Here is a 26,680-nt window from a genome sequence, read left to right as displayed (position 1 = left end):
GGCACGTGACCCGCATCGACGATCTCCCCATCCGGGACGAGCTGCGCGGCAAGTCCCCCTACGGCGCCCCGCAGCTGGACGTGCCGGTACGCCTGAACACCAACGAGAACCCCTATCCGCTGCCCGAGCCGCTGGTCGCCCGGATCGCCGAGCGGGTGACCGAGGCCGCCCGGCAGCTCAACCGCTACCCCGACCGCGACGCCGTCGAGCTGCGCACCGAACTGGCCCGCTACCTCACCCGCACCGGCGGCCACGAGGTCACCATGGACCAGGTCTGGGCGGCCAACGGATCGAACGAGATCATCCAGCAGCTGCTGCAGACCTTCGGCGGCCCGGGCCGCTCGGCCATCGGCTTCGAGCCCTCGTACTCCATGCACGGCCTGATCTCGCGCGGCACGGGCACGGAGTGGATCTCCGGCCCGCGCCACGACGACTTCACCATCGACGTGGCGGCGGCCCGGCAGACCATCGCCGAGCGCCGGCCCGACGTGGTCTTCATCTGCTCGCCCAACAACCCCACCGGCACCGCCGTCGAGGCGGAGACGGTGCTCGCGCTGTACGAGGCGGCGCAGGCCGCCAAGGCCGACACGGCCGGGGCGCTGGTGGTGATCGACGAGGCCTACGGCGAGTTCAGCCACCGTCCCTCGCTGCTCCCGCTGATCGAGGGCCGGCCGAATCTGGTGGTCTCGCGGACCATGTCCAAGGCGTTCGGGGCGGCCGGCCTGCGGCTGGGGTACCTCGCCGCCGACCGGGCCGTGGTCGACGCCGTCCAACTCGTCCGGCTGCCGTACCACCTCTCGTCGGTCACCCAGGCCACCGCCCTGGCCGCGCTGGAGCACACCGATACGCTCCTGAAGTACGTCGAGCAGCTCAAGGCCGAACGGGACCGCCTGGTCACCGAGCTGCGGACGATCGGCTGCGAGGTCACCGCCTCCGACGCCAACTTCGTGCAGTTCGGCCGATTCGACGGCGAGGGCGGCGCCCACGCCGCCTGGCGGGCGATCCTCGATCAGGGCGTACTGGTCCGTGACAACGGCGTACCGGGCTGGCTGCGGGTCACCGCCGGCACCCCGGCCGAGAACGACGCGTTCCTCGACGCGGTTCGCACGCTGTTCAAAGAACGCAGCTTGAAGGAGAACGAGCGATGACCCGCGTAGGACGCGTGGAGCGCACAACGAAGGAAACGTCCGTGCTCGTCGAGATCGACCTCGACGGCAGGGGGGACGTCGAAGTGGCGACAGGTGTCGGCTTCTACGACCACATGCTCGACCAGCTCGGCCGGCACGGCCTGTTCGACCTCAAGGTCAAGACCGACGGCGATCTGCACATCGACACCCACCACACCATCGAGGACACCGCCCTCGCGCTGGGTGCCGCCTTCAAGCAGGCCCTCGGCGACAAGTCCGGCATCTACCGCTTCGGCAACTGCACCGTCCCGCTGGACGAGTCGCTCGCCCAGGTGACCGTCGACCTCTCCGGCCGCCCGTACCTGGTACACACCGAGCCGGAGAACATGGCGCCGATGATCGGCAGCTACGACACGACGATGACCCGGCACATCTTCGAGTCCTTCGTCGCGCAGGCCCAGATAGCGCTGCACATCCACGTGCCCTACGGCCGCAACGCCCACCACATCGTGGAGTGCCAGTTCAAGGCGCTCGCCCGGGCCCTGCGCTATGCCAGCGAGCGCGACCCGCGCGCCGCGGGCATCATTCCGTCCACCAAGGGAGCGCTGTAGTCCCGTGAACGGACTGTCCACCGTCTTCATCCTCGTCGGCCTGTTCCTCCTCGGCGGCGTCTACTCCTTCTGGAAGCAGCAGCTGCCCAAGAGCCTGATCGTGCTGCTGTCCATCGGCTCGGCGATGTGCCTGGTAGCCGGCGTGCTGCGGCTGGAGGTGTGGAATTGACCGCCGTCGCACCCCGTAAGAAGGTCGTCGTCTTCGACTACGGCTTCGGCAACGTCCGCTCCGCCGAGCGCGCCCTGGCGCACGTCGGCGCCGATGTGGAGATCACCCGGGACTACGACCGGGCGATGAACGCCGAGGGGCTGCTGGTCCCCGGCGTCGGCGCGTTCGCCGCCTGCATGCGCGGACTGCGCGAGGCCCGCGGCGACTGGGTCGTCGGCCGCAGGCTCTCCGGCGGCCGCCCGGTGATGGGCATCTGCGTCGGCATGCAGATCCTCTTCGGCCGGGGCATCGAGCACGGCGTGGAGACCGAGGGCCTGGACGAGTGGCCCGGCACGGTCGGCCCGCTGAAGGCCGACGTCGTCCCGCACATGGGCTGGAACACCGTCGACGCCCCCGAGGGCACGCGGCTCTTCGCCGGTCTGCCCACCGACGCCCGCTACTACTTCGTGCACTCCTACGCGGTGCACGACTGGGAGCTGGAGGTCGGCAACCCGCACATCGCCGCTCCGAAGGTCACCTGGGCCACGCACGGCGAGCCGTTCGTGGCCGCCGTCGAGAACGGCCCGCTGTGGGCCACCCAGTTCCACCCCGAGAAGTCCGGCGACGCCGGCGCCCAGCTCCTGACCAACTGGATCAACACCCTGTGAGCCCCCAGATGCCGAAGCTTGAACTCCTCCCCGCCGTCGACGTCCGCGACGGCCAGGCCGTCCGCCTCGTCCACGGCGAGTCCGGCTCCGAGACCTCCTACGGCGACCCGCTCCAGGCAGCCCTCGCCTGGCAGCGGGCCGGCGCCGAGTGGCTGCACCTCGTCGACCTCGACGCGGCCTTCGGCACCGGCGACAACCGCGCGCAGATCGCCGAGGTCGCCCGCTCCATGGACATCAAGGTCGAGCTGTCCGGCGGCATCCGCGACGACGACTCGCTGGCCGCGGCCCTGGCCACCGGCTGCACCCGCGTCAACATCGGCACCGCGGCCCTGGAGAACCCCGAGTGGGTCGCCAAGATCATCGCCGAGTACGGCGACCGGATCGCGGTCGGCCTGGACGTGCGCGGTACGACGCTGCGCGGCCGCGGCTGGACCCGCGACGGCGGTGACCTCTACGAGACGCTGGCCCGCCTGGACTCCGAGGGCTGTGCCCGCTACGTCGTCACCGACATCAACAAGGACGGCACCCTCCAGGGCCCCAACCTCGACCTGCTGCGCAACGTGTGCGCCGCCACCGACCGCCCGGTCGTCGCCTCCGGCGGCGTGTCCTCCCTCGACGACCTGCGGGCGATCGCCTCGCTGGTCCCCGAGGGCGTGGAGGGCGCGATCGTCGGAAAGGCGCTCTACGCCAAGGCGTTCACGCTGGAGCAGGCCCTGGAGGCCGTGGCGTCATGAGTGGCGTACGCCGCTTCACGGCCGGCGACCCGCGGACCGAGGACCCCTGGGCGGACGTCTTCGCCCGCTCCCGGGCGGTGGAGCTGCCCAACGGCCTGGTGCTGGTCTCCGGCTGCGCCTCCGTCATCGACGGGCAGGTCGTCGCCGCCGACCCCTACGAGCAGGCGGTCACCTCCTTCCAGGGCGCGCTGTCGGCGCTGGAGCAGGTCGGTCTCGGTCGTGACGACGTCGTACGCACCCGTATGTACCTGACCCACGCCCGGGACGTGGACGAGGTCGGACGCGCTCACAAGGAGCTGTTCGACCCCGTCCGCCCCGCCGCATCCATGATCATCGTCTCCGGCTTCGTCGACCCGCGCCTGGTTGTCGAGGTCGAGCTGGAGGCGTACAGAGAGGCCCCCGCGTCATGACCCTGGCCGTACGAGTCATCCCCTGCCTGGACGTCGACAACGGCCGGGTCGTCAAGGGTGTCAACTTCCAGAACCTCAGGGACGCCGGCGACCCCGTCGAGATGGCGAAGATCTACGGTGAGGAGGGCGCCGACGAGCTGACCTTCCTCGACATCACCGCCTCCTCCGGCAACCGCGAGACCACCTACGACGTGGTCCGCCGCACCGCCGAGCAGGTCTTCATCCCGCTCACCGTCGGCGGCGGCGTCCGCACCCCCGAGGACGTCGACAAGCTGCTGCGCGCAGGCGCCGACAAGGTCGGCGTCAACACCGCGGCCATCGCCCGCCCCGAGGTGATCCGCGAGATCGCCGAGCGCTTCGGACGCCAGGTCCTGGTGCTGTCCGTCGACGCCCGCCGCACCGACGCCGGCACCCCGTCCGGATTCGAGGTCACCACCCACGGCGGCCGCCGCGGCACCGGCATCGACGCCGTCGAATGGGCCCACCGCGCCGCCGATCTGGGCGCCGGCGAGATCCTGCTGAACTCCATGGACGCCGACGGCACCAAGGACGGCTACGACGTCGAGATGATCGAGGCCGTCCGCAGGCACGTCACCGTCCCGGTGATCGCGTCGGGCGGCGCCGGGAAGCTCGCGGACTTCGCCCCGGCCGTCGCCGCCGGCGCCGACGCCGTACTGGCCGCCTCCGTCTTCCACTTCGGCGACCTGCGCATCCCCCAGGTCAAGGACGCGCTGCGGGAGGCGGGCCACCCGGTCCGCTGAAGCGCGCGCGGCGCGGCCGGAGGAGAGCCCCGGCCGCGCCCCGTACCGCTCAGCGCCCCTTGCGCGCCGCCCGGACGAACTCGCGGTTCATCCTGGTGATGCTGAACAGCGGGATGCCCTTGGGGCAGGCCGTGGCGCACTCGCCGGCGAGGGTGCAGCCGCCAAAACCCTCCTCGTCCATCTGCGCCACCATGTCCAGCACCCGGCTCTCCCGCTCGGGCGACCCCTGCGGCAGCACGTTGAGGTGGTTGACCTTCGCGGAGGTGAACAGCATCGCCGCGCCGTTCGGGCAGGCCGCCACGCACGCGCCGCAGCCGATGCACTCGGCGTGCTCGAAGGCGAAGTCGGCGTCCGGCTTGGGCACGGGCGTCGCGTGCGCCTCGGGCGCGGCGCCGGTCGGCGCGGTGATGTAGCCGCCGGCCTGGATGATGCGGTCGAACGCCGTGCGGTCGACGACCAGGTCCTTGACGACGGGGAAGGCCGAGGCGCGCCACGGCTCGACGTCGATGGTGTCGCCGTCCTCGAAGGACCGCATGTGCAGCTGGCAGGTGGTGGTGCGCTCCGGGCCGTGCGCGTCGCCGTTGATGACCAGCGAGCAGGCGCCGCAGATGCCCTCGCGGCAGTCGTGGTCGAAGGCGACCGGGTCGTCGCCCTTGAGGATCAGCTCCTCGTTGAGGGTGTCGAGCATCTCCAGGAACGACATGTCCTGCGAGATGCCGTCCACCTCGTACGTGGACATGGCGCCGGGGGCGTCGGTGTTCTTCTGGCGCCAGACGCGCAGGGTGAGCCTCATGCGTAGCTCCGCTGGGTGGGGTGGACGTACTCGAAGACCAGGTCTTCCTTGTGCAGGACGGGGGCGTCGCCGGTGGCGGTGAACTCCCAGGCGGCCGCGTAGGAGAACTCCTCGTCCTGGCGGGCGGCCTCGCCGTCGGGGGTCTGCGACTCCTCGCGGAAGTGGCCGCCGCAGGACTCGGCGCGGTGCAGCGCGTCGAGGCACATCAGCTCGGCCAGCTCCAGGTAGTCGACGATGCGGTTGGCCTTCTCCAGGGACTGGTTGAACTCCTCGCCGGTCCCGGGCACCTTGATGCGGCGCCAGAACTCCTCGCGGATCTGCGGGATACGGTCCAGGGCCTTGCGCAGGCCCTCGTCGGTGCGGGCCATACCGCAGAACTCCCACATGAGTTCGCCGAGTTCGCGGTGGAAGGAGTCCGGGGTGCGGTCGCCGTCGACGGCGAGCAGCCGCGCGAGCCGCTCCTCGGTCTCCCGCACGACCTCGACGGTGGCGGGGTGCTCGGCGTTCACCTCGTCCTTGTGCGGGTTCCTCGCGAGGTAGTCGTTGATGGTGGCCGGCAGCACGAAGTAGCCGTCGGCCAGGCCCTGCATGAGGGCGGACGCGCCGAGCCGGTTGGCGCCGTGGTCGGAGAAGTTGGCCTCGCCGATCGCGAACAGGCCGGGGACGGTGGTCTGCAGGTCGTAGTCGACCCACAGCCCGCCCATCGTGTAGTGCACGGCCGGGTAGATCCGCATGGGCACCTGGTACGGATCCTCGTCGGTGATCCGCTGGTACATGTCGAAGAGGTTGCCGTACTTGGCCTCGACGGCCTTGCGGCCCAGGCGCGTGATGGCGTCGGCGAAGTCGAGGTAGACCCCCTGCCCGCCGGGCCCGACGCCCCGGCCCTCGTCGCACACGTTCTTCGCGGCCCGCGAGGCGATGTCACGGGGCACGAGGTTGCCGAACGACGGGTAGATGCGCTCCAGGTAGTAGTCGCGCTCGTCCTCGGGGATCTCGTGCGCCGGACGGGTGTCGCCCTTGGCCTTGGGCACCCAGATCCGTCCGTCGTTGCGCAGCGACTCGCTCATCAGCGTCAGCTTCGACTGGTGGTCGCCGGTGCGCGGGATGCAGGTCGGGTGGATCTGGGTGAAGCACGGGTTGGCGAAGTAGGCGCCGCGGCGGTGCGCCCGCCACACGGCGGTGGCGTTGGAGTTCATGGCGTTCGTCGAGAGGTAGAAGACGTTGCCGTAGCCGCCGGACGCGAGCACGACGGCGTCCGCGAAGTAGGTGTCGATCCTGCCGGTGACCAGGTCGCGGGCGACGATGCCGCGCGCCTTGCCGTCCACGACGACGAGGTCGAGCATCTCGGTACGGGGGTGCATCTCGATGTTGCCCGCGGCGATCTGCCGGGACAGCGCCTGGTAGGCGCCGAGCAGCAGCTGCTGCCCCGTCTGGCCCCGGGCGTAGAACGTCCGGGACACCTGCACCCCGCCGAACGACCGGGTGTCGAGCAGACCGCCGTACTCACGGGCGAACGGCACGCCCTGGGCCACGCACTGGTCGATGATCTCGACCGATATCTGCGCGAGCCGGTGCACGTTGGACTCCCGCGCCCGGAAGTCGCCGCCCTTGACGGTGTCGTAGAACAGCCGGTGCACCGAGTCGCCGTCGTTGCGGTAGTTCTTCGCCGCGTTGATGCCGCCCTGCGCGGCGATGGAGTGCGCCCGGCGCGGCGAGTCCTGGTAGCAGAACTGCACGACGTGGTAGCCCTGCTCGGCGAGCGTGGCGCCAGCCGAGCCGCCCGCGAGACCGGTGCCGACGACGATGACGGTGTGCTTGCGGCGGTTGGCGGGGTTGACCAGCTTCGCTTCGAAGCGGCGGGTGTCCCAGCGCTCGTTGACGGGACCGGCCGGGGCCTTGGTGTCGACGACCGGCTCCCCGGTCGCGTACTGGGGGTACGAGGTCATGGATTCAGCTCACCAATCCGCTCATGACGCCCACGGGCACGGCGACGAAGCCGAGCGTGAGCAGTACGGCGAGGACGTTGCCGGCGGTCTTCAGGGCGCGGTCGCGGGCGCGGCTGCCGACGCCGAGGGTCTGCGCGGCACTCCAGAACCCGTGCTGGATGTGGAAGCCGAGGGCGACCATCGCGACGATGTAGACGACGTTGCCGTACCAGGTCGAGAAGGTGTCGACGACGTTCTGGTACGGGTGCCCGGCCTGGAAGCCGTTCGGGTGCACCGTGCCGGTCGTCAGGTCCAGGACGTGCCACACGATGAACAGGCCGAGGATGATCCCGCCCCAGCGCATGGTGCGGGTGGCGTAGCCGGCGCGCGGCCGCTTGTGCACGTACTTGCCGGGGCGCGCCTTGATGCCGCGGCGGCTGAGCTGGTACGCGGACGTGGCGTGGGCGACGACGGCGGCCACGAGGACGACGCGGATCAGCCACAGCGTCCACTCGTAGTGCATGAAGGGCTCGCCGACCGTGCGCAGCCAGTGCGCGTAGTGGTTGAACTCGCCCGACCCGAAGAAGATCTTCAGGTTGCCGATCATGTGGACGACCAAGTAGAGCAGCATGATCAGGCCGCTGACGGCCATCACCGTCTTCTTGCCGACGGACGAGTCCCAGAACGCGCGCCCACCCGTCGCCCGACCACCGCCCCTCACGGAGCGCTCTCGCGGTTTCTCCTTCGCAGGCCGTCGTTCTGCCCGTGTGTCCAGTGCCATGGGTCCCGACGGTAAGGACCGAGCTACCCATCAGTCCAAGACATGGTCCGGCTCATCTCCATAGGCCAGGCCTATCGATGCTTTACATTCGCCTTATGCAGCTGCAGCAGCTCCGCTACTTCACCGCCGTGGCCGACACCCGCCACTTCACCCGCGCCGCCGAGCGCGAGCATGTCGCCCAGCCCTCCCTCTCCCAGCAAATCCGCTCTCTGGAAAGGGAGTTGGGCGCCGAGCTGTTCCACCGCGCCCGCGGCCACATCAGCCTCACCGACGCCGGCGAGACCCTGCTGCCGCTCGCCCGGCGGATCCTCGCCGACACCGAGACCGCCCGCCGCGAGGTGCAGGAGGTCGCCCAGCTGCGCCGCGGCCGGCTCCGCCTCGGCGCCCCGCCCAGCCTCTGCGCCAGCCTCGTCCCCGACGTCCTGAGCGTCTTCCACGCCACCTACCCCGGCGTCGACCTGCTCGTCACCGAGGACGGCTCGCAGGACCTCGTCCGCGCGCTGGCCGACGGCGAACTGGACCTGGCCCTGATCATCACCCCGCTCCCGGACCAGGCCCCGGCCCTGGCCACCTCCGACCTGCTGCGCGAGGAACTCGTCGTGGTCTCCGCGCCGGACCGGCCCGCCCCACCGGGCGGCCGCCGCACCCGCATCCAGGTCGAGGACCTCCGCGGCCGCCCGCTGGCGATGTTCCGCCGAGGCTACGACCTGCGGGAATTCACCACCGCCGCATGCCGCGCGGCCGGCTTCGAACCCACCTTCACCGTCGAGGGCGGCGAGATGGACGCCGTCCTCGGCTTCGTACGGGCCGGCCTCGGCATCGCCGTCGTCCCCAGCATGGTCGCCGAGCGCTCCGGGCTGCGCGTCACCCGCTTCGCGACCCCCGGCATGCACCGCGTGGTCTCCGTCGCCCACCGCGGCGACGTCTCCCCGCCGCGCGCCGCCCGCGAGCTGGAGCGGATCCTCCGGCAGCGCCTGGAGCCGGGAGCCTTGACGGCCGGGGCGCGCGGCGCCGTGGCGGGTGATCCGGGCCGGTCGTAGGCTGGCGGCATGTCGACCCATGCCAAGCGTGAACGGCTCCTCCTCGCCGACCTGTTGGAGAGCGCGGGACCCGAGGCGCCGACCCTGTGTGAGAACTGGACCGCGCGCGACCTGGCCGCGCACGTGGTGGTGCGCGAGCGGCGCGCCGACGCGGCCGGCGGGCTCCTGGTCAAGCCGCTGGCGGCCCGGCTGGAGCGGGTACAGGCGGAGTTCGCCGCCAAGCCGTACGAGGAGCTGATCCAGCTGATCAGGACCGGGCCGCCGCGGTTCTCGCCGTTCTCGTTGAAGCAGGTCGACGAGGCCTCCAACACGGTCGAGTTCTACGTCCACGCCGAGGACGTGCGGCGGGCGCAGCCGGACTTCGGCCCGCGGGAGCCGGACCCGGTCTTCGCCGACGCCCTGTGGTCGAGGATCGAGCGGATGGCCCGGCTGCTCGGCCGCAAGTCGCCGGTGGGGCTCGTGTTGCGGCGGCCGGACGGGCGGACCGCGGTGGCGCACCGCGGCACCCCGGTGGTCACCGTCGTCGGGGAGCCGGGCGAGCTGACCATGTTCGCCTTCGGCCGGCAGCAGGCCGCAGACGTGGAGCTGGAGGGGGACAAGGAGGCGATCGAGCGGCTGATGGCGGCGAAGCTGGGGATCTGAGCGACGTCGCGGAAACCCCCTGGGTGAAACCCCCTGGCCCTAGATCCGCAGCACCACCACCGCCACCACCACGGCCACCACCACCGCCGCCACGAACACCGCCGCCAGCACCAGCGCCGCCACCCGCGCGGCGCGGTCCGGATCCGGCGGCGGTGGCGGCACGGGCGGCGAAGGAGGCATGTCTGCAGGATGCCGCACGGCACAATGGACCCATGACCAGCAGCCGCACCACCGCCGCCGACTCCCTGTTGGACCCCGCCGTCGCCGCCCGCCTCAAGCGCGGCGCCGACGGCCTGGTCCCCGCCATCGCCCAGCAGTACGACACCGGCGAGGTGCTGATGATGGGGTGGATGGACGACGAGGCGCTGCACCGCACCCTGACCACCGGGCGCTGCACGTACTGGAGCCGCAGCCGCCAGGAGTACTGGGTCAAGGGCGACACCTCCGGCCACTTCCAGTACGTGAAATCGGTGGCGCTGGACTGCGACGCGGACACCGTTCTGGTCAAGGTCGACCAGGTCGGCGCCGCCTGCCACACCGGCGCGCGCACCTGCTTCGACGCGGACGTACTGGCCACCGAGGCCGACCGGGACCAGTAGGCTCCGCTGCCATGACCACGGGAACCACCGGCACCGCCAATCCGGACCTCGACACCTTCCGCACCCTCGCCAAGGACCGGCGGGTCATCCCCGTCACCCGGCGCCTGCTCGCGGACGGCGACACGCCGGTCGGGCTCTACCGCAAACTCGCCGCCGAGCGCCCCGGCACCTTCCTGCTGGAGTCCGCCGAGAACGGCCGCACGTGGTCGCGCTACTCCTTCATCGGCGTCCGCAGCGCCGCCACCCTGACCACCCGCGACGGACAGGCGCACTGGCTCGGCACCCCGCCGGTCGGCGTCCCCACCGACGGCGACCCGCTCGACGCGCTGCGCGCCACCGTCGAGGCGCTGCACACCCCCCGCGACCTCATCGAGGACGCGGGGCTGCCGCCGTTCACCGGCGGCATGGTCGGCTACCTCGGCTACGACGTCGTGCGCCGCCTGGAGAAGATCGGCGACAGCACCACCGACGACCTCCGGCTGCCCGAGCTGAGCATGCTGCTCACCTCCGACCTCGCCGTCCTCGACCACTGGAGCGGCACGGTCCTGCTGATCGCCAACGCGATCAACCACAACGACCTCGACACCGGCATCGACGAGGCCTACGCGGACGCCGTGGCCCGCCTGGACACCATGGCCGACGACCTCGCCCGGCCCGCGCACGCCAGTGCCGCGGCGCTGCCGCCGTCGCAGGTCCCGCCGTTCACCGTCGCATGGGGCGGCGCCGCCTACCAGGACGCCGTCGAGGACGTCAAAGAGCGCATCCGGGCCGGCGAGGCCTTCCAGGTCGTGCCCTCCCAGCGCTTCGAAACCCCCTGCACGGCAAGCGCGTTGGACGTCTACAGGGTGCTGCGGGCCACCAACCCCAGCCCGTACATGTACCTCTTCCGCTTCGAGGGCGGCGACGGCCCGGACAGCGCCTTCGACGTGGTCGGCTCCAGCCCCGAGGCGCTGGTGAAGGTCGAGGCCGGCCGCGCCATGGTCCACCCCATCGCCGGCACCCGCCCGCGCGGCTCATCCGTCCCCGAGGACCAGGCCCTGGCGGACGAGCTGATGGCCGACCCCAAGGAGCGCGCCGAGCATCTGATGCTGGTCGACCTGGGCCGCAACGACCTGGGCCGGGTCTGCGAGCCGGGCAGCGTCGAGGTCGTCGACTTCATGTCCGTCGAGCGCTACAGCCATGTGATGCACATCGTCTCCACGGTCACCGGAACGGTGGCCGAGGGCCGTACCGCCTTCGACGTGCTCACCGCCTGCTTCCCGGCCGGCACCCTCTCCGGCGCCCCCAAGCCGCGCGCCATGCAGATCATCGAGGAGCTGGAGCCGACCCGGCGCGGTCTGTACGGCGGCTGTGTGGGCTACCTCGACTTCGCGGGGGACTCCGACACCGCCATCGCGATCCGCACGGCGCTGCTGCGCGGCGGCACCGCCTACGTCCAGGCGGGCGCCGGCGTGGTTGCCGACTCCGACCCGGTGGCCGAGGACACCGAGTGCCGTAACAAGGCGGCCGCCGTGCTGCGCGCGGTGCACACGGCCAATCACCTGGGCAAGTAGCCGGCCGCGCCGTCCGGTGCCACCCCGCGCGCCGGGCCGTGCCGGCCGGTGCGCGATAGTGGTACGCGTGAGTGCCGCACCCCAGACCCCCACAGACGCCGCGCCCGCCCCCGGGCCCCGCAACGCCAAGCGCAGCCTGGCCCTGGCCCTGCTGGCCGGCGCGGCCGGCGCGGGCCTGGCGCTGCTGGCCTCCGGCCGCATCTGGGCCCGGGGCTCCGCGGTGCTGGCCCAGGGCGAGCTGCCGCGCACCGTGACCGGCGCGGACGTCACCGGCGTACCCGGCGCGCTGGCCGTCGTCGGCCTGGCCGCGCTGGTCGCGGTCTTCGCGGTCCGCCGGGCCGGCCGGATCGCGGTGGCCGCGCTGCTCGCGCTCAGCGGCGCCGGCGTCGTCGCCGCCGCGGTGCTGGGCAACGCCGACACCTCGGCGCTGCGCGAGAAGGCCGCCACCGCGGTCGGCCTGACCGGCGCCGATGTGCATCACGTCACGCACACCGGCTGGCCGTGGGTGGCCGCGGCCGGCGGCCTGCTGCTGCTGATCGCCGGGCTGCTGGCGCTGGTGTACGGGCGCCACTGGCCTGCGATGTCGGGCCGTTACGAGCGCACCCCCGGCGGCGCCCGGGGTCCGCGGCGCGCCGCGGCCGCCCCGGATCCGGACCGTCCGGAGGAGATCTGGAAGTCCCTGGACCGCGGCGAGGACCCCACCCGGTAAGGGGGGCCGCCCCGGCATCGGTGACAATGGACCGCGAGGATCACCGCGCCCCGACCCAGGCGCGAGAGAGCAACGAGGAGCAGTCAATGTCGAGCAGTGGCCACGGACACACCCCCGCCGCCTGGACCGGCGTCATCATCTCGTTCATCGGCTTCTGTGTCGCCGGAGCCTTCATCGTGCTGAACAGCGTGCCGGGCTTCTGGGCCGGCATGGTGCTGATCGCCGCCGGTGCCGTGGTGGGTGGGCTGATGCGCGCGGCCGGCCTGGGCCAGGAGCCCAAGCGCTCGGCGAAGCCGGCCGTCCAGGCACAGCCGCAGGAGAGCTGACCACGCTCCCGTGGCGCCGGGTCCCGGCGCCACCTCGCACCTCCCCCCGAAGGCGCCGCTTCCCGGCCCGTACGCACCCGCGGGTGCCGTGCCCGCCGTCCGTGCACACCCCGTACGGCGGCCGAGAAGCTGCGCCTTCGCGCGCATGGCAGCACAATCGGCACGTGAGCGATCCCCTGGCGCAGGCCCGGCCGGAAGCCCGGCCGGCGGGCGGCGTGCCCCGCCGTCTCGCGGCGCCCCTGGGCGCCCTCGCGGCCGTCGCCGCCGCCTTCGCCGCCGTCGGAGCCGTCGACCCGAACGAGCCCGGCCACTACCCCGTCTGCCCGCTGCTGCACCTCACCGGCGTGTACTGCCCGGCCTGCGGCGGCCTGCGCAGCGCCCACGCCCTCGCGCACGGCGACCTGGCCGCCGCCCTGGGCGCCAATGCGCTCGCGGTGGCCGGCTTCGCGGTCTGCGCGGTCTTCTGGGCGGTCTGGCTCGGCCGTGCCGCGCGGGGCCGCCGTACGCCGGGCCCCCGCCCGCGCGCCGTCCACTGGTGGGCCCTGGGCGGGCTGCTGCTGGCCTTCACGGTCGTCCGCAACCTCCCCTTCGGCAGCGGTCTGGCACCGTGACCCGGGGCCCCGGAGATGTCCAGCTGGTGGGACCGCCGTCAACCGGATGCGAGACCTGCATCCCATGGCGGATACCATCGGAGAGCCGGATGGGACAGCTCGTCCCACAGGCCGCTGTCCACCGCCGCCGCTCAAGAAGGAGGCCGCTCGCGTGAGTGTGCTCGACGAGATCATCGACGGGGTCCGCGCCGACCTCGCTGAGCGGCAGGCGCGCGTCTCCCTCGACGAGCTCAAGGAGCGGGCCCGCAAGGCACGCCCCGTGATGGACGGTGTCGCGGCACTCAAGGGCGAGAGCGTCACGGTGATCTGCGAGGTGAAGCGCTCCAGCCCGTCGAAGGGCGCGCTCGCCGCGATCGCCGACCCGGCCGCTCTGGCCGCCGACTACGAGGCGGGCGGCGCCGCGGTCATCTCCGTCCTCACCGAGCAGCGCCGCTTCGGCGGCTCGCTGGCCGACCTGGAGGCCGTCCGCGCCCGGGTCGACATCCCCGTGCTGCGCAAGGACTTCATCGTCACCGCCTACCAGCTGTGGGAGGCCCGGGCCTACGGCGCCGACCTCGCCCTGCTGATCGTCTCCGCGCTGGAGCAGGAGGCCCTGGTCTCGCTGATCGAGCGGGCCGAGTCGATCGGGCTGACGCCGCTGGTCGAGGTGCACGACGAGGAAGAGGTCGCCCGCGCGGTGGACGCCGGCGCCCGGATCATCGGCGTCAACGCCCGCAACCTCAAGACCCTGGAGGTCGACCGCGGCAACTTCGCCCGGGTCGCCCCCGAGATCCCCGACCACATCGTCAAGATCGCCGAGTCCGGTGTCCGCGGACCGCACGACCTGATCGCCTACGCCAACGACGGCGCGGACGCGGTGCTGGTCGGCGAGTCGCTGGTCACCGGCAAGGACCCCAAGACCGCGGTCGCCGACCTGGTCGCCGCGGGCTCCCACCCGGCGATCCGCCACGGGCGGGCCTGACCGCCCGGATCGCCGACATGACCGCCGCCTCCCGCATCCGCCGCCCGAGCCACCGCTCCGGCCCCGCCGTGCTGCTCGCCGCGGCCGCCGGGGACGGGCGGCACGCGGCGCTGGGACGCGGGTGCCGGCCGCGCGGATGCCGGGCACCGGCACGCCGGGTCCGCGGACGACGGGTGCGCTACCACATCGGTTCGGAGCCGGGACAGATCAACGGGCGCCGATGGCGCACGGCCGCCGCGCGCTGACGCGTCGGCCCCCTGCCGGCGCCGCGGTGGCGCTGAACCACCGTGCGGTGGCAGCGGGCCACCGTGCCGCGCGCCGCATACCGTGAGCTGCCCTCTCCCGATATAACCGGACTTTCCGGGGCCAACGCCCCGGCCTAGGAGTGCGTCAGATGTCCTCCGATTTCTTCCTTCCCGACCCCGAGGGGCGCGTGCCCAGCCCCGAGGGCTACTTCGGCGCCTTCGGCGGCAAGTTCATCCCCGAAGCGCTGGTCGCCGCGGTCGACGAGGTCGCCGCCGAGTACGAGAAGGCCAAGGCGGACCCCGCGTTCGCGGCCGAGCTCGACGACCTGATGGTCAACTACACCGGGCGCCCCAGCGCGCTCACCGAGGTGCCGCGGTTCGCCGAACACGCCGGCGGGGCCCGGGTGTTCCTCAAGCGCGAGGACCTCAACCACACCGGCTCACACAAGATCAACAACGTGCTGGGCCAGGCGCTGCTCACCAAGCGGATGGGCAAGACCCGGGTCATCGCCGAGACCGGCGCCGGCCAGCACGGCGTCGCCACCGCCACCGCCTGCGCCCTCTTCGGCCTCGACTGCACCATCTACATGGGCGAGATCGACACCGAGCGCCAGGCCCTCAACGTCGCCCGGATGCGGATGCTCGGCGCCGAGGTCATCGCCGTGAAGTCCGGCAGCCGCACCCTCAAGGACGCCATCAACGAGGCCTTCCGCGACTGGGTCGCCAACGTCGACCGCACCCACTACCTCTTCGGCACGGTCGCCGGGCCGCACCCCTTCCCGGCCCTGGTCCGCGACTTCCACCGGGTCATCGGCGTCGAGGCCCGCCGCCAGATCCTCCAGCGCGCGGGCCGCCTGCCGGACGCCGCCCTGGCCTGCGTCGGCGGCGGCTCCAACGCCATCGGCCTCTTCCACGCCTTCCTCCCCGACACCGGCGTCCGCCTGATCGGCTGCGAGCCGGGCGGCCACGGCGTGGAGACCGGCGAGCACGCCGCCACCCTCACCGAGGGCACCCCCGGCATCCTGCACGGCTCGCGCAGCTACGTCCTGCAGGACGAGGACGGCCAGATCACCGAGCCGTACTCGATCTCCGCCGGCCTGGACTACCCCGGCATCGGCCCCGAGCACGCCTACCTCAAGGACGCCGGCCGCGCCGAGTACCGCGCCGTCACCGACGACGCGGCGATGCAGGCGCTGCGGCTGCTGTCGCGGACCGAGGGCATCATCCCGGCGATCGAGAGCGCCCACGCGCTGGCCGGCGCCCTGGAGATCGGCCGCGAGCTGGGCCCCGAGGGCCTGCTGCTGGTCAACCTCTCCGGCCGCGGCGACAAGGACATGGACACCGCCGCCCGCTACTTCGGGCTGTACGACGGCGAGGGCGCGGCGGACGCCGCCCACGCGGCAGAGCAGGGGGAGAAGTGATGGCGGGCAACATCGAGCTGCTGAACGCGGTGCTGGCGCAGGCCCGCACCGAGAACCGCGCCGCGCTCGTCGGCTACCTCCCGGCCGGCTTCCCGACCGTGGACGGCGGCGTACGGGCGATGACCGAGATGCTGGACGGCGGCTGCGACATCGTCGAGGTCGGCCTGCCGCACAGCGACCCGGTCCTGGACGGCCCGGTCATCCAGACCGCCGACGACATCGCGCTGCGCGGCGGCGTCAAGATCGTCGACGTGATCCGCACGGTCCGCGAGGTGCACGCCGCCACCGGCGCGCCGGTGCTGTGCATGACGTACTGGAACCCCGTCGACCGCTACGGCGTGGAGCGCTTCGCCGCCGACCTGGCCGAGGCCGGCGGCGCCGGCTGCATCCTGCCGGACCTCCCGGTCGAGGAGTCCGAGGTCTGGCGCAAGGCCGCCGAGCAGCACGGCCTCGCCACGGTCTTCGTGGTCGCGCCCAGCAGCCGGGACGAGCGGCTCGCCAAGATCACCGAGGCCGGCAGCGGCTTCGTCTACGCCGCCTCGCTGATGGGGGTCACCGGAACCCGCGAGTCCGTCGGCCGAGAGGCCCAGGAGCTGGTGGCCCGCACCCGTGCCACCGCCGGTGCCCGCCGTGGGCTCCCCGTCTGCGTCGGCCTCGGCGTCTCCAACCCCGAGCAGGCCGCCGAGGTGGCGCAGTTCGCGGACGGGGTGATCGTCGGCTCGGCGTTCGTCAAGCGACTGCTGTCGGCGGACGGTGACCTGGCGGCCGGCCTCGCCGGGGTCCGCGCCCTGGCGGGCGAGCTGGCCGAGGGCGTCCGCAACCGCCGCTAGAGAGCGGCCGGGCCGTCCACGGCGGTCCGATGCGCGGTCCCTCGATAGGGCGAACATCGGTGCGGAGGGGTGCGGCGGCACCCCTCCGCCTCGTTGTGCACGAGCGTGAACCAGACGAATCATGAGGGTCGCAAAAGCGCCCGCGAGCGCATTCAGGCACAGCGGGCGAAGGAGCAGGCACGCGCCCGGCGCGGCCGCCAGGTGATCGTGGCCGGGTCGCTGCTGGCGGTGCTGGGGATGGCCGGCGGTGTCGCCGTGTGGGTCACCGCGGCCGGCAACGGCCAGGGCGGCACCGACAACGAGACGGCCCGCCCGAAGCAGGCCGGCGGGGGTGATCGGCCCGCCGTCCCCGTCGGTGCGCCCGACGCCCCCTCCACCCTGACGGTGTGGGAGGACTTCCGCTGCCCCGCCTGCCAGCAGTTCGAGACCGGATTCCGCAAGGTGACCCATGAGCTGGAGGACTCCGGCCAGCTCAAGAGCGAGTACCACCTCGTGACGATCATCGACGGCAACATGGGCGGCCAGGGCTCCCTCAACGCCGCCAACGCCGCCCTGTGCGCCCAGGACGCCGGGCGGTTCCGCGACTACCACGACGTGCTCTACTCCCACCAGCCGCCCGAGTCGCAGGACAAGTTCGCCGACAAGCAGTACCTCCTCCGGCTGGCCGGCAAGGTCGACGGCCTGACCTCGCCCGCCTTCACCAAGTGCGTCAACGACGGCAGGTACAACGGCTTCGTGCGCAAGTCCAACGACGCCTTCACCAAGTCCGGCTACCGGGGCACCCCGACCGTCCTGCTCAACGGCAAGGACCTCGCCAAGGAGCAGAGCGGCCGGGTCACCCCCGCGGTCCTCAAGAAGCTGGTCCGGGCCGCCAACAAGGGCAAGAAGCCGGGGAGCGTCGCCCCGAGCGCGAGCACACCCGCCGCGCCGGGCCGGGGCGCGGGGGCGGGGGCGAGCGCCTCGCCCCACCGGAAGCACGCCGGGGCGGCGAGCGCCTCGCCGCGGACCGGCGCGGTGCCCTCGCCCTAGGACCCGCGGCGTCACGCTGCGCCGAGGGCGTCGTTACGCAGCCGTTGCCGGGCGGGTTGTCGCCGACCCCGCCCGGCGCGGTAGCGTCGTCCCTGCCATGGACCTCGCATTCATTCCCAGCCCGTCGGTCGGCGTCGTACATCTCGGCCCGATCCCGTTGCGCGGCTACGCGTTCTGCATCATCATCGGCGTCTTCGTCGGCGTCTGGCTCGGCAACAAGCGCTGGATCCAGCGCGGCGGCCGCTCCGGAACCGTCGCGGACATCGCCGTGTGGGCCGTGCCCTTCGGACTGGTCGGCGGCCGCCTCTACCACGTCATCACGACGTACGAGCCGTACTTCGGCAAGAACGGCCATCCGATCGACGCCCTCAAGGTGTGGGAGGGCGGCCTCGGCATCTGGGGTGCGGTCGCGCTCGGCGCGGTGGGCGCCTGGATCGGCTGCCGCCGCCGCGGCATCCCGCTGCCGGCCTACGCGGACGCGCTGGCGCCCGGTCTGGCCCTCGGCCAGGCGATCGGCCGCTGGGGCAACTGGTTCAACCAGGAGCTGTACGGCAAGCCGACCGACCTGCCGTGGGCGTTGGAGATCAGCTCCGACCCGGCCATCGGACGCATCGGCGGCACCTACCACCCGACCTTCCTCTACGAGAGCCTGTGGTGCATCGGCGTCGCGGCGCTGGTGATCTGGGCCGACAGGCGCTTCCGGCTCGGCCACGGACGGGCCTTCGCGCTGTACGTCGCCGCCTACTGCGCGGGCCGCGCCTGGATCGAGTACATGCGGGTCGACGAGGCCCACCACATCCTGGGCCTGCGGCTGAACGTCTGGACCGCGCTGATCGTCTTCGTCCTGGCCGTCGTCTACTTCGTCGTCTCCGCCAAGCGGGCACCCGGCCGGGAAGAGGTCGTCGAGCCCGGGGCACTGGAGGAGCGCGCACAGCGCGAGGCCGCCGACGGCGGCGAGGACGCGGAGGGCACCGACGGCGACCGCGGCAAGGTCTCGGTCGAGAAGGCGGGGGAGAAGCCCGCCGCGAAGACGGACTCCGAGGACCCCGAGGACTCCGAGGACCCTGCGTCCAAGGAAGCCGCGAAGTCCGCGAAGTCCGCGAAGACCGCGAAGGTCGAGGACTCCGCCGAGGACGAGCCGGGTGCGGGGAAGGACCCGTCGGACACCGCCGACACCGACGCCGACACCGACACCGACGCCAAGCCCGCCGGGAGCGGCAGCAACAAGAAGCCCTGAGGCAGCCCACGGCTGCCGTCGGCGCCGGCCGGATTCGAGTGATCGGATCCGGCCGGCGCTCTTTTCGTCCCCGTGCCTCAGCGGCCCCGCCGCTCGGCCAGCGCCAGCACCCGCCGGGCCCCGGCGACCACCGCCGCGTCCACGAAGCGCCCCTCCGGCAGCGCCTGCGCCCCGCCCTGTGCCGCGGCCGCCCGCACGATCCGCTGCGCCGCCTCGACCTCCTGCGACGACGGCAGATGCGCCGCCTCGATGACGGGGAGCTGGCGCGGATGGATCGCGGCCCGGCCCAGGAAACCCAGCGCCCGGCCCCGCGCGCTGGAGCGGGCGAGCCCCTCCAGGTCGCGTACGTCCGGGTAGACCGACTGCGGCGGCGGGGGCAGCCCGGCCGCGCGGGCCGCGACCACGGTCCGGCTGCGCGGCCAGGCCAGCCCCGCATCGTCCCGTACACCCAGCTCCGCGCTCAGATCGGCCTCGCCGACCGCGATGCCGCGCAGCGCCGGGTGCGCGGTGGCGATGGCGAAGGCGTGCTCGATGCCGAGCGCGGATTCGAGCAGGGCGTAGAGCGCCGGGGTGGCGGGCAGCGCGCCGGCGGCGGGGGCGGCCGCGGGGGTGAGCACGCTGGTGGCGCGCTGCGGGGCGGCCGTACCGGACGCGGCGGCGCCGGGCACCGGAGAGCACCTGCGCCCGGCGGCCGGACGCCCGGCGAGGGCGGGCGCGGCGGGCGGCCGAGTCGTCGCCCACCCGGCCGCCCGGTGGATGTCGGCCGGTCCCTGCACCTTGGGCAGCCGCAGGCCGGCCAGGCCCGGCAGCGCGGCCAGGGTGCGGATCTCGGTCTCGGCGAGCGGGCCGTCCAGCGCGTTGACCCGGACGTGGACGGGGGACGGGCCCGGGACCGGGTCGCTGAGCAGTTCGGCGGTGGCGCGCAGCGCGTAGCCCTTGCGGTCCGGGGCGACCGCGTCCTCCAGGTCGACCACCACCACATCCGCCCCGCAGCCGAGCGCCTTGGCGACCACGCCGGGGCGGTCGCCGGGCACGTACAGCCAGGTCAGCGGGGTGCCAAGGGAGGTTTCGCCGGGCGCCCACGTCATAGCGCGCCCGCCGCCCGCAGCCCGGCGATCTCCTCAGGGGCCATGCCGAGCCCGGCCAGCACCCGGTCGGTGTCGGCGCCGTGCGGGCGGCCGGCCCACTGGATCGCCCCCGGGGTCTCGGAGAGCCGGAAGAGCACGTTCTGCATCCGCAGCGTGCCCAGCTCGTCGTCCGGGACCTCGGTGATCGTCCCCAGCGCCTGGTACTGCGGATCCGCCAGCACATCGCGGATGTCGTAGACCGGCGCGACGGCCGCCTCGGCCTTCTCGAAGGCGGCCAGGACCTCGGCCCGGTCGTGCCGGGCGATCCAGCCGCCGACCGCCGCATCGAGCTCGTCGGCGTGCCGCGCGCGTCCCGCGCCGGTGCCGAACCAGGGCTCGTCGATCACCTCCGGCCGGCCGACCAGCCGCATCACCCGCTCGGCGACGGACTCCGCGGAGGTGGAGACGGCCACCCACGAGCCGTCGGCGGTGCGGTAGGTGTTGCGCGGCGCGACGTTGGCGGAGCGGTTGCCGGTCCGCGGCTGGACGTGGCCCAGCTGGTCGTACCAGAGGGGCTGCGGGCCGAGGACGGTCAGCATCGGCTCGATCAGCGCCAGATCGACGACCTGGCCGCGGCCCGTGGAGTGTCGTCCGTGCAGCGCGGTCATCACGGCGTACGCCGTGGTCAGCGCGGCGATCGCGTCGGCGAGGCCGAACGGCGGCAGGGTCGGCGGGCCGTCCGGCTCCCCGGTGATCGCGGCGAATCCGCTCATGGCCTCGGCGAGGGTGCCGAACCCGGGACGCCGGGAGTACGGGCCGAACTGCCCGAAGCCGGTGACCCGGGCCAGCACCAGGCCGGGGTTGGCGGCGGACAGCTCCTCCCAGCCCAGGCCCCACTTCTCCAGGGTCCCGGGCCGGAAGTTCTCGACGACGACGTCCGCGTCGGCGGCGAGCCGCAGCAGGACGTCCCGGCCGCCGGGGTGGGACAGATCGAGCGTCATGGTGCGCTTGTTGCGGCCCAGCAGCTTCCACCACAGCCCGACGCCGTCCTTGGCGGGCCCGTGGCCCCGCGCGGGGTCGGGCCGCCGGGGATGCTCCACCTTGATCACCTCGGCGCCGAAGTCCCCGAGCAGGGTGGCGGCGAGCGGCCCGGCGAACAGCGTGGCGAGATCGAGCACCCGCAGCCCGGCGAGCGGGCCGGGGCGGCGCCCGGGCTCCGGCGCGGCGGGGCCGGCGCCGGGCTCGGTCCTGCCGGTCAGGGACGGGTCGGGCATGATGCGTCAGGCCTCCGGTCGGTCGGGGGTGGTACGACGAGCGCGGCGGTGCGCGCGGCGAGGGCGTCGAAGCCGATGCCGTCCAGCCCCGCGACGCTGGTGGCGAGCCGGTTGCGCAGCGGCCGCGTCCAGCGCTCGGGCAGGGCGGCGGGCGACCCGGCGAGCAGCCCGGCCAGCGAACCGGCCGTCGCGCCGTTGGAATCGGTGTCCCAGCCGCCGGACACCGCACGGCAGATGGAGCCGGTGAAGTCGCCGTCGGCATGGGTGAGCGCGGCGGCCAGCAGCGCGGCGTTCGGCACGACGTGCACCCAGTGGTGGTGGCCGTACGCGGCGTGCAGCCGGTCGACGACGGCGGTGAAGCCGTCCGGGGTGCCGGTCGGCTCCTCGCGTGCCGCCTCGATGCCGAAGCGGACGGCCCGCGCGAGCCGGGAGCGCGGGGGGACCACGGCGAGCCCGGCCCGCAGCGCGCCGTGCACATCGGCGGTGCCGCCGGCCGCCTCGGCGAGCGCGCCGGCCGCGAACATCGCGCCGTACACCCCGTTCGCGGTGTGGCTGAGCACGGCGTCCCGCCAGGCCTGTGCCGCGGCGGCCGCCGGGTCGCCGGGGTGCGTCCAGCCGTGCACGTCCGCGCGGATCAGCGCACCGATCCACTCCCGGAACGGGTTGTGGTGCCGGGCGGTGTGCGGCGGCTCGACGCCGTCCAGCAGGTTGCGGTAGGCGACCCGCTCGGCGGTGAACGTCCGCCCGGCCGGCAGCTCGTCCAGCCACAGCCGCGCGACGTCGCCGGTACGGAAGCCGGGGCCGTGGCGTTCGAGGAGCAGCAGGCCCAGCAGCGGGAAGTCGAGGTCGTCGTCCTCGGGCATCCGGTCGATGTGCTCGGCGAGCGAGGTGGCGCGGCTGCGGCGGTTCCAGGGGTAGCGCGCGGCCACCACCGGGTCGAGCCCGATCTCGGTGAAGTACGAGGCCAGCGGCCAGTTCCCGGTCGAGCGGGCGAGTTGGCGCAGGCCGCTCAGCGGCACCTTCTCCACCGGCTTGCCGAGCAGGCAGCCGGCCGCCCGCCCGAGCCAGGCGGCCTCCAGTCGGGCCGTGGGCACGGTGCCGCCCCGCCGTGTCGCCGCCCCCGCCGGCCGAGGTGGGCACGCCGCCCGGATCTCGGGCAGCTCCGTGGGCTCGTCGGCCGCCGACGGGCAGGGCAGCGCGGCCAGTTCGTCGAGCAGCTCCCGGGCCAGGGCGCGCAGCGCCGGCGCGCCCGGTCCCGGTGAGGCGCCCGCCCGGCCGGGTGCCGGCGCCCCGCCCGCCGCCCGCCAGCGGCGCGCGACGGCGCCGGCGTCCCGGCCGTCCTCCTCCGCCTGCCGCAGCTCGTGCCCGATCAGGTCCTCGGGCTGCACCCAGGTCACCCGCAGCGGCTCCCCGGGCGCGGGGCGCGCCGGGTGGGCGGCGGCCACCGGCGTGGTCGTCACCGTCCGCCCGCCTCCGTCATCGCCGGGATGGCCGAGATCGCGGTGAAGGCCTGCTCGTGGGTGCGGGCGCGGGCCCGGTCGCGGGTGAAGACCTCGCGGGCGACGGTGGCCAGCGCGGCCCCCGGCGCCTGCAGGTCCAGCCGGCTGGCGCGGGCGACCTCGGCGGCCCACTCGGCCGGTACCGCCGAGGCGCCGCGCAGGGCGCCGGCCAGCGCGCCGCTCATCGTGGCGATCGAGTCGCAGTCGCGCCCGTAGTTGACCGAACCCAGGACGGTGGTCCGGAAGTCGCCGCCGCCGATCAGCAACATGCCCAGGGCGACGGGGAGTTCCTCGATGGAGTGCAGCCGGGAGGGGCGGCGGGCGCCGAGCGAGGGGTTGCGGTAGTCCGGGCCGACGGTGTCGAAGGGGGCGACCGCGGCGCGCAGCGCGCCCGCCGCCGAGGCGCGGTCGGTGACCGACGCCGCGGCCTCGCAGACCGCCTCGATGGCGGCGCGGGTGCCGTCCTTGGCGAGCCGCAGCGCCTGGACGACGACGGAGGAGGCGGTGGCCTCGGGGGCGAACGCGGCGGCGACGGCCGCGGCGAACACCCCGGCCGCCTCCCGCCCGTAGGAGGACTGGTGGGTACCGGAGATGTCCAGCGCCTCGGTGTAGGCCCGGTCCGGGTTACCGGCGTTGACGACGCCGACCGGCGCCATGTACATCGCCGCACCGCAGTTGACGATGTTGCCGACGCCCGCCTCGCGCGGGTCGGCGTGCCCGTAGTGCAGCCGCGCCACGATCCACTTCTCGGCGAGGAAGATCCGCTGCAGCGGCAGCGCCTCGGTCTCCAGCTCCGGGATCCAGCGCGGGGTGCCGATCAGGTCCGGGACGAGGTGGTCGGCGATGTCGTAGGCGTCGAGGTGGTCGCGCACCGACTCGTAGACCCGCACCAGCGCATGGGTCATCAGGGTGTCGTCGGTGACATGCCCGTTTCCCTTGTGGTACGGGGCGATCGGGCGGGCGGTGCGCCAGTCGTCGTGGAACGGGCCGACGATGCCCTCGACCGGCCCGCCGTGCCGCTTGACGATCTCCTCCGGCGTCCGGCCCTCCACCGCCCCGCCGAGCGCGTCGCCGACCGCGGCGCCGATCAGGCACCCGGCGGCCCGGTCCTCCAACGACGGCGGGGCCGAAACCGCCGGTGCGCCGGGCGCGACCGGCAGGACCTGGGTGACCTGGGTGACCTGGGTAGCGGGGACGGCCGGCGCGCTCGACGTCGTCTCGCTGGTGTACGTCATCTGCGGATGAGTCCTTCCACGGTGGGGGTGAGGGGCAGGGCCGGGGCGGCCTCCACCCCGGCTCGGGGGGCGGCGGAGGAGACGGCCTCCGGCCCGGCCCGGGCGGCGGTGTCCGGGGCGGGCGGCTGCGTACCGGCGAGCCGCCCGGCCAGCTCGACCAGATCCGTGCCGGCCAGCCGCGGCAGCACACAGCCGGACAACACCCGGCAGGCGTCGCGCCAGGTGCGCGGCAGGGCCCGGGCGCCGCCCAGGGCGCCGGTGAGCGCGCCGGCGAGGGCGGGCGCGGAGTCGGCGACCCGGGAGAGGCAGGCGGCGGCCGGTACCGCCTCGGCGACCAGCCCGTCCGTCGCCAGGGCGAGCGCCAGCGCGACCGGGACGGTCTCGGCCGCGGCGATGCCGTAGCTGTAGACGTGGTCGACGATCTCGTGCTCCAGCACGGGGACCAGCGCGAAGGCGGTGCCCGGCCGGCCGGGCCGGTCGGCGGCGAAGGACCGCGCGAGGTGGACCGCGTGCAGCGCGTTGCGGCGGATCTCGGTGCCCTCGGGGAGCTGGCCGAGCGCGGTGTCCACACAGTCGCCGGCCGGGGCCCCGCCGACCGCGGCGGCGATCGCGGCGGCCATCGCGCGGGCGCCGTGCACCCCGTCGCCGTCCTGGGTGTAGCGCGCGTCGTACTCGGCGAGGTCGGCCGCCGCGGCGGGCTCACCGGGGTGCACCACGGCCAGCACGGCGGCCCGGACGCACGCCGCGTCGTCGAAGAAGTGCGGATTGTCGTGCCCGGTGGCGGGCGGCCGCAGTCCGGCGGCGAGGTTGCCGAGCCCGGCCCGTACGGAGATCCGGGCGCGCAGCGGAAGTACGGCGGACTCCACCTCGGGCGCCCGGTCGGCGGCCGCGGCGACCTCGTTGGCCAGCGCGTTCCAGGCGAGGTCGAGGGCCGCGCGCATCCGGCGGTCCCGGCCCAGGCCGCTGAGCAGCGCACCGGCCGCGGTGAGCACCGACTCGGCGGTGAAGGCCGCCCACTCGGCGTCGTCGGAGGGGCCGAGCCGCAGCGGCTCCGGCGGCTGGTTGAGGGCGATCGGCACGGGCAGCGTGGTGGTGGCGTTCTGCTCGGCGAAGGTGTCCAGCTCGCGGGTCAGCCGCCGGGTCCACTCCGGCATCCGCGCCGCCCGGTGCCGGGCCGCCGGCCACCCGGCGGCATCGCCCGCGGCGAGCCCCAGCAGCAGGCCCTCGATACGGCTCCCGGCGTCGGCGGCGCCCTCGGGGCCGGCCGCGGTCGAGGCGGTGGCGGCGCTGTCCCGGCTCATCCGGCGACCGCCCCGGCGGGGGAGCCCGTCGCGGGTTCCGCGGCGGCCCCCGGGCCCGCAGCGGCCGGCGCCAGCAGGTCGGCGACGTCCAGGACGTGATAGCCGGCCATCGAGGGCAGACAGCTGCCGCGCGCCGGGCCGATGGCGGCCGCCCACGCCGCGGGGATCGCCGCGGCCCCGCACAGCGCACCGGCCAGCGCGCCGGCCACCGCCGCCGTGGTGTCGGCGTCCCGGCCCATGTTCACCGCGGTCAGCACCGAGGCGGAGAAGTCGCCGTGGGCCGCCGCGAAGGCGCCGAAGGCCAGCCCGACGGCCTCGGGCGCGAGATCCGTCCAGGGGTAGCCGCCGATCACGACGGCGGAGCGCACCGCGCGCTCGGTCCCGAGCTGGGTGATGCCCGGATCGTGCCGGGAGCGCTGCGCGGCGCCGACCGCGCGGCGCAGTGAGCGGGCGGTCCAGGAGTCCTCCGGCACCACCGAGAGCGCGGCGGCGATCACCACGTCGGTGCTGGGCGTCCCCCCTGGGCCCAGGGGGGCGCCCCCGGGCGTCGAAGGCCCTTGGGGGAGGGCGACCATGGCGGCGGCGACCCCGGCGGCCACCGCCCGTCCGCCGTAGATCCCCTCGCCGTCGTGACTGACCGTGCCGTCGATGGCGACCAGCCGGGCCGCCTCGGCGGGCCGGCCGGCGGCGAACACCCCGAACGGCGCGGCGCGCATCGCCAGCCCGTCGCTCCAGGCGTGCCGGTGCTGCGCCGAGATCGGCGCGGCCAGCCCGCGGCGCAGGTTCTCCAGCGTGCCGCGTTCGCTGAAGCCCGCGCCGCGGAACGGCCCCTCGTCGCGGTCGGCGATCCACTGGTGCCAGGCGGCCTCCACATGGGCGACGGTCAGCGCCGAACCGTGCGCCGCCAGCAGCAGCCCCGAGAAGAGGGCGTACTCGGTGTCGTCGGTGCCGACCGGGTCGTCCTCGACGTAGCCCTCGATCCGGCCCCAGCGGCACCGGATCTGAGAGGGCTTCATGTTCTCCGCGGGGGCGCCGAGCGCATCGCCGACGGCCAGCCCGAGCAGCGCCCCGCGGGCCCGGTCGCGCAGGGAACCGGGGGCGGCGGGGGACGCCGGCTCCGGGTGCGTGGGGTCCACGGTTCGC

Annotated in this window: 30 protein-coding genes; 20 read left to right on the top strand and 10 right to left on the bottom strand. The window is 74.0% G+C overall.

What is annotated here, in order from left to right; all coding sequences use genetic code 11:
* Positions 1–5 precede the first annotated feature (5 nt).
* The 7 genes from ACZ5XZ_RS25145 to hisF are packed head-to-tail and all read left to right on the top strand — an operon-like array spanning position 6 to position 4,459.
* The gene (locus ACZ5XZ_RS25145) at positions 6–1,148 is read left to right on the top strand and encodes a histidinol-phosphate transaminase (protein ID WP_468981841.1); all 1,143 of its coding nucleotides are present in this window, start codon (positions 6–8) and stop codon (positions 1,146–1,148) included.
* Positions 1,145–1,738 carry an imidazoleglycerol-phosphate dehydratase HisB gene (gene hisB, locus ACZ5XZ_RS25140; protein WP_399147589.1) on the top strand — a complete coding sequence of 198 codons (594 nt, stop codon included), beginning with the start codon at positions 1,145–1,147 and terminating at the stop codon, positions 1,736–1,738. Before ACZ5XZ_RS25145 ends, hisB begins: the two co-directional genes overlap by 4 nt.
* A gap of 4 nt (positions 1,739–1,742) precedes the next feature.
* Entirely contained in the window at positions 1,743–1,907 is a 165-nt protein-coding gene (locus ACZ5XZ_RS25135; protein ID WP_468981716.1) for a hypothetical protein, read from the top strand.
* Entirely contained in the window at positions 1,904–2,554 is a 651-nt protein-coding gene (gene hisH, locus ACZ5XZ_RS25130) for an imidazole glycerol phosphate synthase subunit HisH (RefSeq protein WP_468981714.1), read from the top strand. The genes ACZ5XZ_RS25135 and hisH overlap by 4 nt, the downstream gene beginning before the upstream one ends.
* A gap of 8 nt (positions 2,555–2,562) precedes the next feature.
* Positions 2,563–3,288: a bifunctional 1-(5-phosphoribosyl)-5-((5-phosphoribosylamino)methylideneamino)imidazole-4-carboxamide isomerase/phosphoribosylanthranilate isomerase PriA gene (priA, locus tag ACZ5XZ_RS25125; RefSeq protein WP_468981712.1), complete on the top strand. Its 726-nt coding sequence runs from the start codon at positions 2,563–2,565 to the stop codon at positions 3,286–3,288.
* Entirely contained in the window at positions 3,285–3,698 is a 414-nt protein-coding gene (locus tag ACZ5XZ_RS25120) for a Rid family hydrolase (protein WP_468981710.1), read from the top strand. Before priA ends, ACZ5XZ_RS25120 begins: the two co-directional genes overlap by 4 nt.
* Positions 3,695–4,459, top strand: a complete 765-nt coding sequence (hisF, locus tag ACZ5XZ_RS25115) for an imidazole glycerol phosphate synthase subunit HisF (RefSeq protein ID WP_468981708.1) — start codon at positions 3,695–3,697, stop codon at positions 4,457–4,459. The genes ACZ5XZ_RS25120 and hisF overlap by 4 nt, the downstream gene beginning before the upstream one ends.
* 49 nt (positions 4,460–4,508) lie before the next feature.
* On the opposite strand, the gene ACZ5XZ_RS25110 is transcribed toward hisF, so the two are convergent.
* From ACZ5XZ_RS25110 to ACZ5XZ_RS25100, 3 genes are read right to left on the bottom strand one after another with little or no spacing between them, the layout of a single operon-like run.
* Positions 4,509–5,252, bottom strand: coding sequence for a succinate dehydrogenase/fumarate reductase iron-sulfur subunit (locus ACZ5XZ_RS25110; protein ID WP_468981705.1), 744 nt, complete (start codon positions 5,250–5,252; stop codon positions 4,509–4,511).
* Positions 5,249–7,198 (bottom strand): fumarate reductase/succinate dehydrogenase flavoprotein subunit, encoded by a 1,950-nt coding sequence (locus tag ACZ5XZ_RS25105; RefSeq protein WP_468981704.1) that lies wholly within the window; start codon positions 7,196–7,198, stop codon positions 5,249–5,251. The genes ACZ5XZ_RS25110 and ACZ5XZ_RS25105 overlap by 4 nt, the downstream gene beginning before the upstream one ends.
* 4 nt (positions 7,199–7,202) lie before the next feature.
* Entirely contained in the window at positions 7,203–7,958 is a 756-nt protein-coding gene (locus ACZ5XZ_RS25100) for a succinate dehydrogenase (RefSeq protein WP_468981702.1), read from the bottom strand.
* 95 nt (positions 7,959–8,053) lie between these two features.
* Between ACZ5XZ_RS25100 and ACZ5XZ_RS25095 the strand changes: the two genes are divergently transcribed.
* Both ACZ5XZ_RS25095 and ACZ5XZ_RS25090 read left to right on the top strand, forming a co-directional pair.
* A complete protein-coding gene (locus ACZ5XZ_RS25095; protein ID WP_468981700.1) occupies positions 8,054–8,998 on the top strand; it encodes a LysR family transcriptional regulator in 945 nt (314 codons plus the stop codon).
* Between the two features lie 9 nt (positions 8,999–9,007).
* Complete coding sequence (locus ACZ5XZ_RS25090; protein WP_468981698.1) at positions 9,008–9,640, top strand: TIGR03085 family metal-binding protein; 633 nt, start codon at positions 9,008–9,010, stop codon at positions 9,638–9,640.
* A 39-nt stretch (positions 9,641–9,679) separates the two neighbouring features.
* Here the strand turns inward: ACZ5XZ_RS25090 and ACZ5XZ_RS25085 are convergent, their stop codons facing one another.
* A complete protein-coding gene (locus ACZ5XZ_RS25085) occupies positions 9,680–9,820 on the bottom strand; it encodes a hypothetical protein (protein ID WP_468981696.1) in 141 nt (46 codons plus the stop codon).
* Between the two features lie 32 nt (positions 9,821–9,852).
* Here ACZ5XZ_RS25085 and hisI point away from each other — a divergent pair, with 32 nt between their 5' ends.
* The 11 genes from hisI to lgt all read left to right on the top strand — a co-directional run bounded on the left by hisI (position 9,853) and on the right by lgt (position 19,161).
* Positions 9,853–10,239: a phosphoribosyl-AMP cyclohydrolase gene (hisI, locus tag ACZ5XZ_RS25080; protein WP_384442402.1), complete on the top strand. Its 387-nt coding sequence runs from the start codon at positions 9,853–9,855 to the stop codon at positions 10,237–10,239.
* Between the two features lie 11 nt (positions 10,240–10,250).
* Positions 10,251–11,792 (top strand): anthranilate synthase component I, encoded by a 1,542-nt coding sequence (locus ACZ5XZ_RS25075; RefSeq protein WP_468981695.1) that lies wholly within the window; start codon positions 10,251–10,253, stop codon positions 11,790–11,792.
* Positions 11,793–11,859: 67 nt separating this feature from the next.
* Entirely contained in the window at positions 11,860–12,501 is a 642-nt protein-coding gene (locus ACZ5XZ_RS25070; protein WP_468981692.1) for a TIGR02234 family membrane protein, read from the top strand.
* A gap of 86 nt (positions 12,502–12,587) precedes the next feature.
* The gene (locus ACZ5XZ_RS25065) at positions 12,588–12,827 is read left to right on the top strand and encodes an HGxxPAAW family protein (RefSeq protein WP_384442395.1); all 240 of its coding nucleotides are present in this window, start codon (positions 12,588–12,590) and stop codon (positions 12,825–12,827) included.
* Between the two features lie 164 nt (positions 12,828–12,991).
* Positions 12,992–13,438 (top strand): DUF2752 domain-containing protein, encoded by a 447-nt coding sequence (locus ACZ5XZ_RS25060; protein WP_468981690.1) that lies wholly within the window; start codon positions 12,992–12,994, stop codon positions 13,436–13,438.
* 151 nt (positions 13,439–13,589) lie between these two features.
* Positions 13,590–14,399 carry an indole-3-glycerol phosphate synthase TrpC gene (gene trpC / locus ACZ5XZ_RS25055; RefSeq protein ID WP_468981688.1) on the top strand — a complete coding sequence of 270 codons (810 nt, stop codon included), beginning with the start codon at positions 13,590–13,592 and terminating at the stop codon, positions 14,397–14,399.
* A 17-nt stretch (positions 14,400–14,416) separates the two neighbouring features.
* Positions 14,417–14,644, top strand: a complete 228-nt coding sequence (gene trpM, locus ACZ5XZ_RS25050) for a tryptophan biosynthesis modulator TrpM (protein WP_468981685.1) — start codon at positions 14,417–14,419, stop codon at positions 14,642–14,644.
* A 149-nt stretch (positions 14,645–14,793) separates the two neighbouring features.
* The gene (trpB, locus tag ACZ5XZ_RS25045; RefSeq protein WP_468981683.1) at positions 14,794–16,065 is read left to right on the top strand and encodes a tryptophan synthase subunit beta; all 1,272 of its coding nucleotides are present in this window, start codon (positions 14,794–14,796) and stop codon (positions 16,063–16,065) included.
* Complete coding sequence (gene trpA, locus ACZ5XZ_RS25040) at positions 16,065–16,895, top strand: tryptophan synthase subunit alpha (protein WP_468981682.1); 831 nt, start codon at positions 16,065–16,067, stop codon at positions 16,893–16,895. Before trpB ends, trpA begins: the two co-directional genes overlap by 1 nt.
* 105 nt (positions 16,896–17,000) lie before the next feature.
* Positions 17,001–17,924, top strand: a complete 924-nt coding sequence (locus ACZ5XZ_RS25035; protein ID WP_468981680.1) for a DsbA family protein — start codon at positions 17,001–17,003, stop codon at positions 17,922–17,924.
* A gap of 97 nt (positions 17,925–18,021) precedes the next feature.
* On the top strand, positions 18,022–19,161 hold the full coding sequence (gene lgt, locus ACZ5XZ_RS25030) for a prolipoprotein diacylglyceryl transferase (protein WP_468981679.1): 1,140 nt from the start codon (positions 18,022–18,024) through the stop codon (positions 19,159–19,161).
* A gap of 77 nt (positions 19,162–19,238) precedes the next feature.
* Here the strand turns inward: lgt and ACZ5XZ_RS25025 are convergent, their stop codons facing one another.
* The 6 genes from ACZ5XZ_RS25025 to ACZ5XZ_RS25000 are packed head-to-tail and all read right to left on the bottom strand — an operon-like array spanning position 19,239 to position 26,673.
* A complete protein-coding gene (locus ACZ5XZ_RS25025) occupies positions 19,239–20,249 on the bottom strand; it encodes an HpcH/HpaI aldolase/citrate lyase family protein (RefSeq protein ID WP_468981676.1) in 1,011 nt (336 codons plus the stop codon).
* Positions 20,246–21,502 carry a CaiB/BaiF CoA transferase family protein gene (locus tag ACZ5XZ_RS25020; RefSeq protein ID WP_468981674.1) on the bottom strand — a complete coding sequence of 419 codons (1,257 nt, stop codon included), beginning with the start codon at positions 21,500–21,502 and terminating at the stop codon, positions 20,246–20,248. Before ACZ5XZ_RS25020 ends, ACZ5XZ_RS25025 begins: the two co-directional genes overlap by 4 nt.
* Positions 21,484–22,962 (bottom strand): ADP-ribosylglycohydrolase family protein, encoded by a 1,479-nt coding sequence (locus ACZ5XZ_RS25015; protein ID WP_468981672.1) that lies wholly within the window; start codon positions 22,960–22,962, stop codon positions 21,484–21,486. The genes ACZ5XZ_RS25020 and ACZ5XZ_RS25015 overlap by 19 nt, the downstream gene beginning before the upstream one ends.
* Positions 22,959–24,236, bottom strand: a complete 1,278-nt coding sequence (locus tag ACZ5XZ_RS25010) for an ADP-ribosylglycohydrolase family protein (protein ID WP_468981670.1) — start codon at positions 24,234–24,236, stop codon at positions 22,959–22,961. The genes ACZ5XZ_RS25015 and ACZ5XZ_RS25010 overlap by 4 nt, the downstream gene beginning before the upstream one ends.
* Positions 24,233–25,537, bottom strand: a complete 1,305-nt coding sequence (locus tag ACZ5XZ_RS25005; RefSeq protein ID WP_468981668.1) for an ADP-ribosylglycohydrolase family protein — start codon at positions 25,535–25,537, stop codon at positions 24,233–24,235. Before ACZ5XZ_RS25005 ends, ACZ5XZ_RS25010 begins: the two co-directional genes overlap by 4 nt.
* Positions 25,534–26,673: an ADP-ribosylglycohydrolase family protein gene (locus tag ACZ5XZ_RS25000; RefSeq protein WP_468981839.1), complete on the bottom strand. Its 1,140-nt coding sequence runs from the start codon at positions 26,671–26,673 to the stop codon at positions 25,534–25,536. The genes ACZ5XZ_RS25005 and ACZ5XZ_RS25000 overlap by 4 nt, the downstream gene beginning before the upstream one ends.
* Between the last annotated feature and the right edge of the window lie 7 nt (positions 26,674–26,680).

It is taken from the genome of Streptomyces sp. NPDC033270, from assembly GCF_055576575.1.
This window is presented reverse-complemented; position numbering and strand designations above follow the sequence as displayed.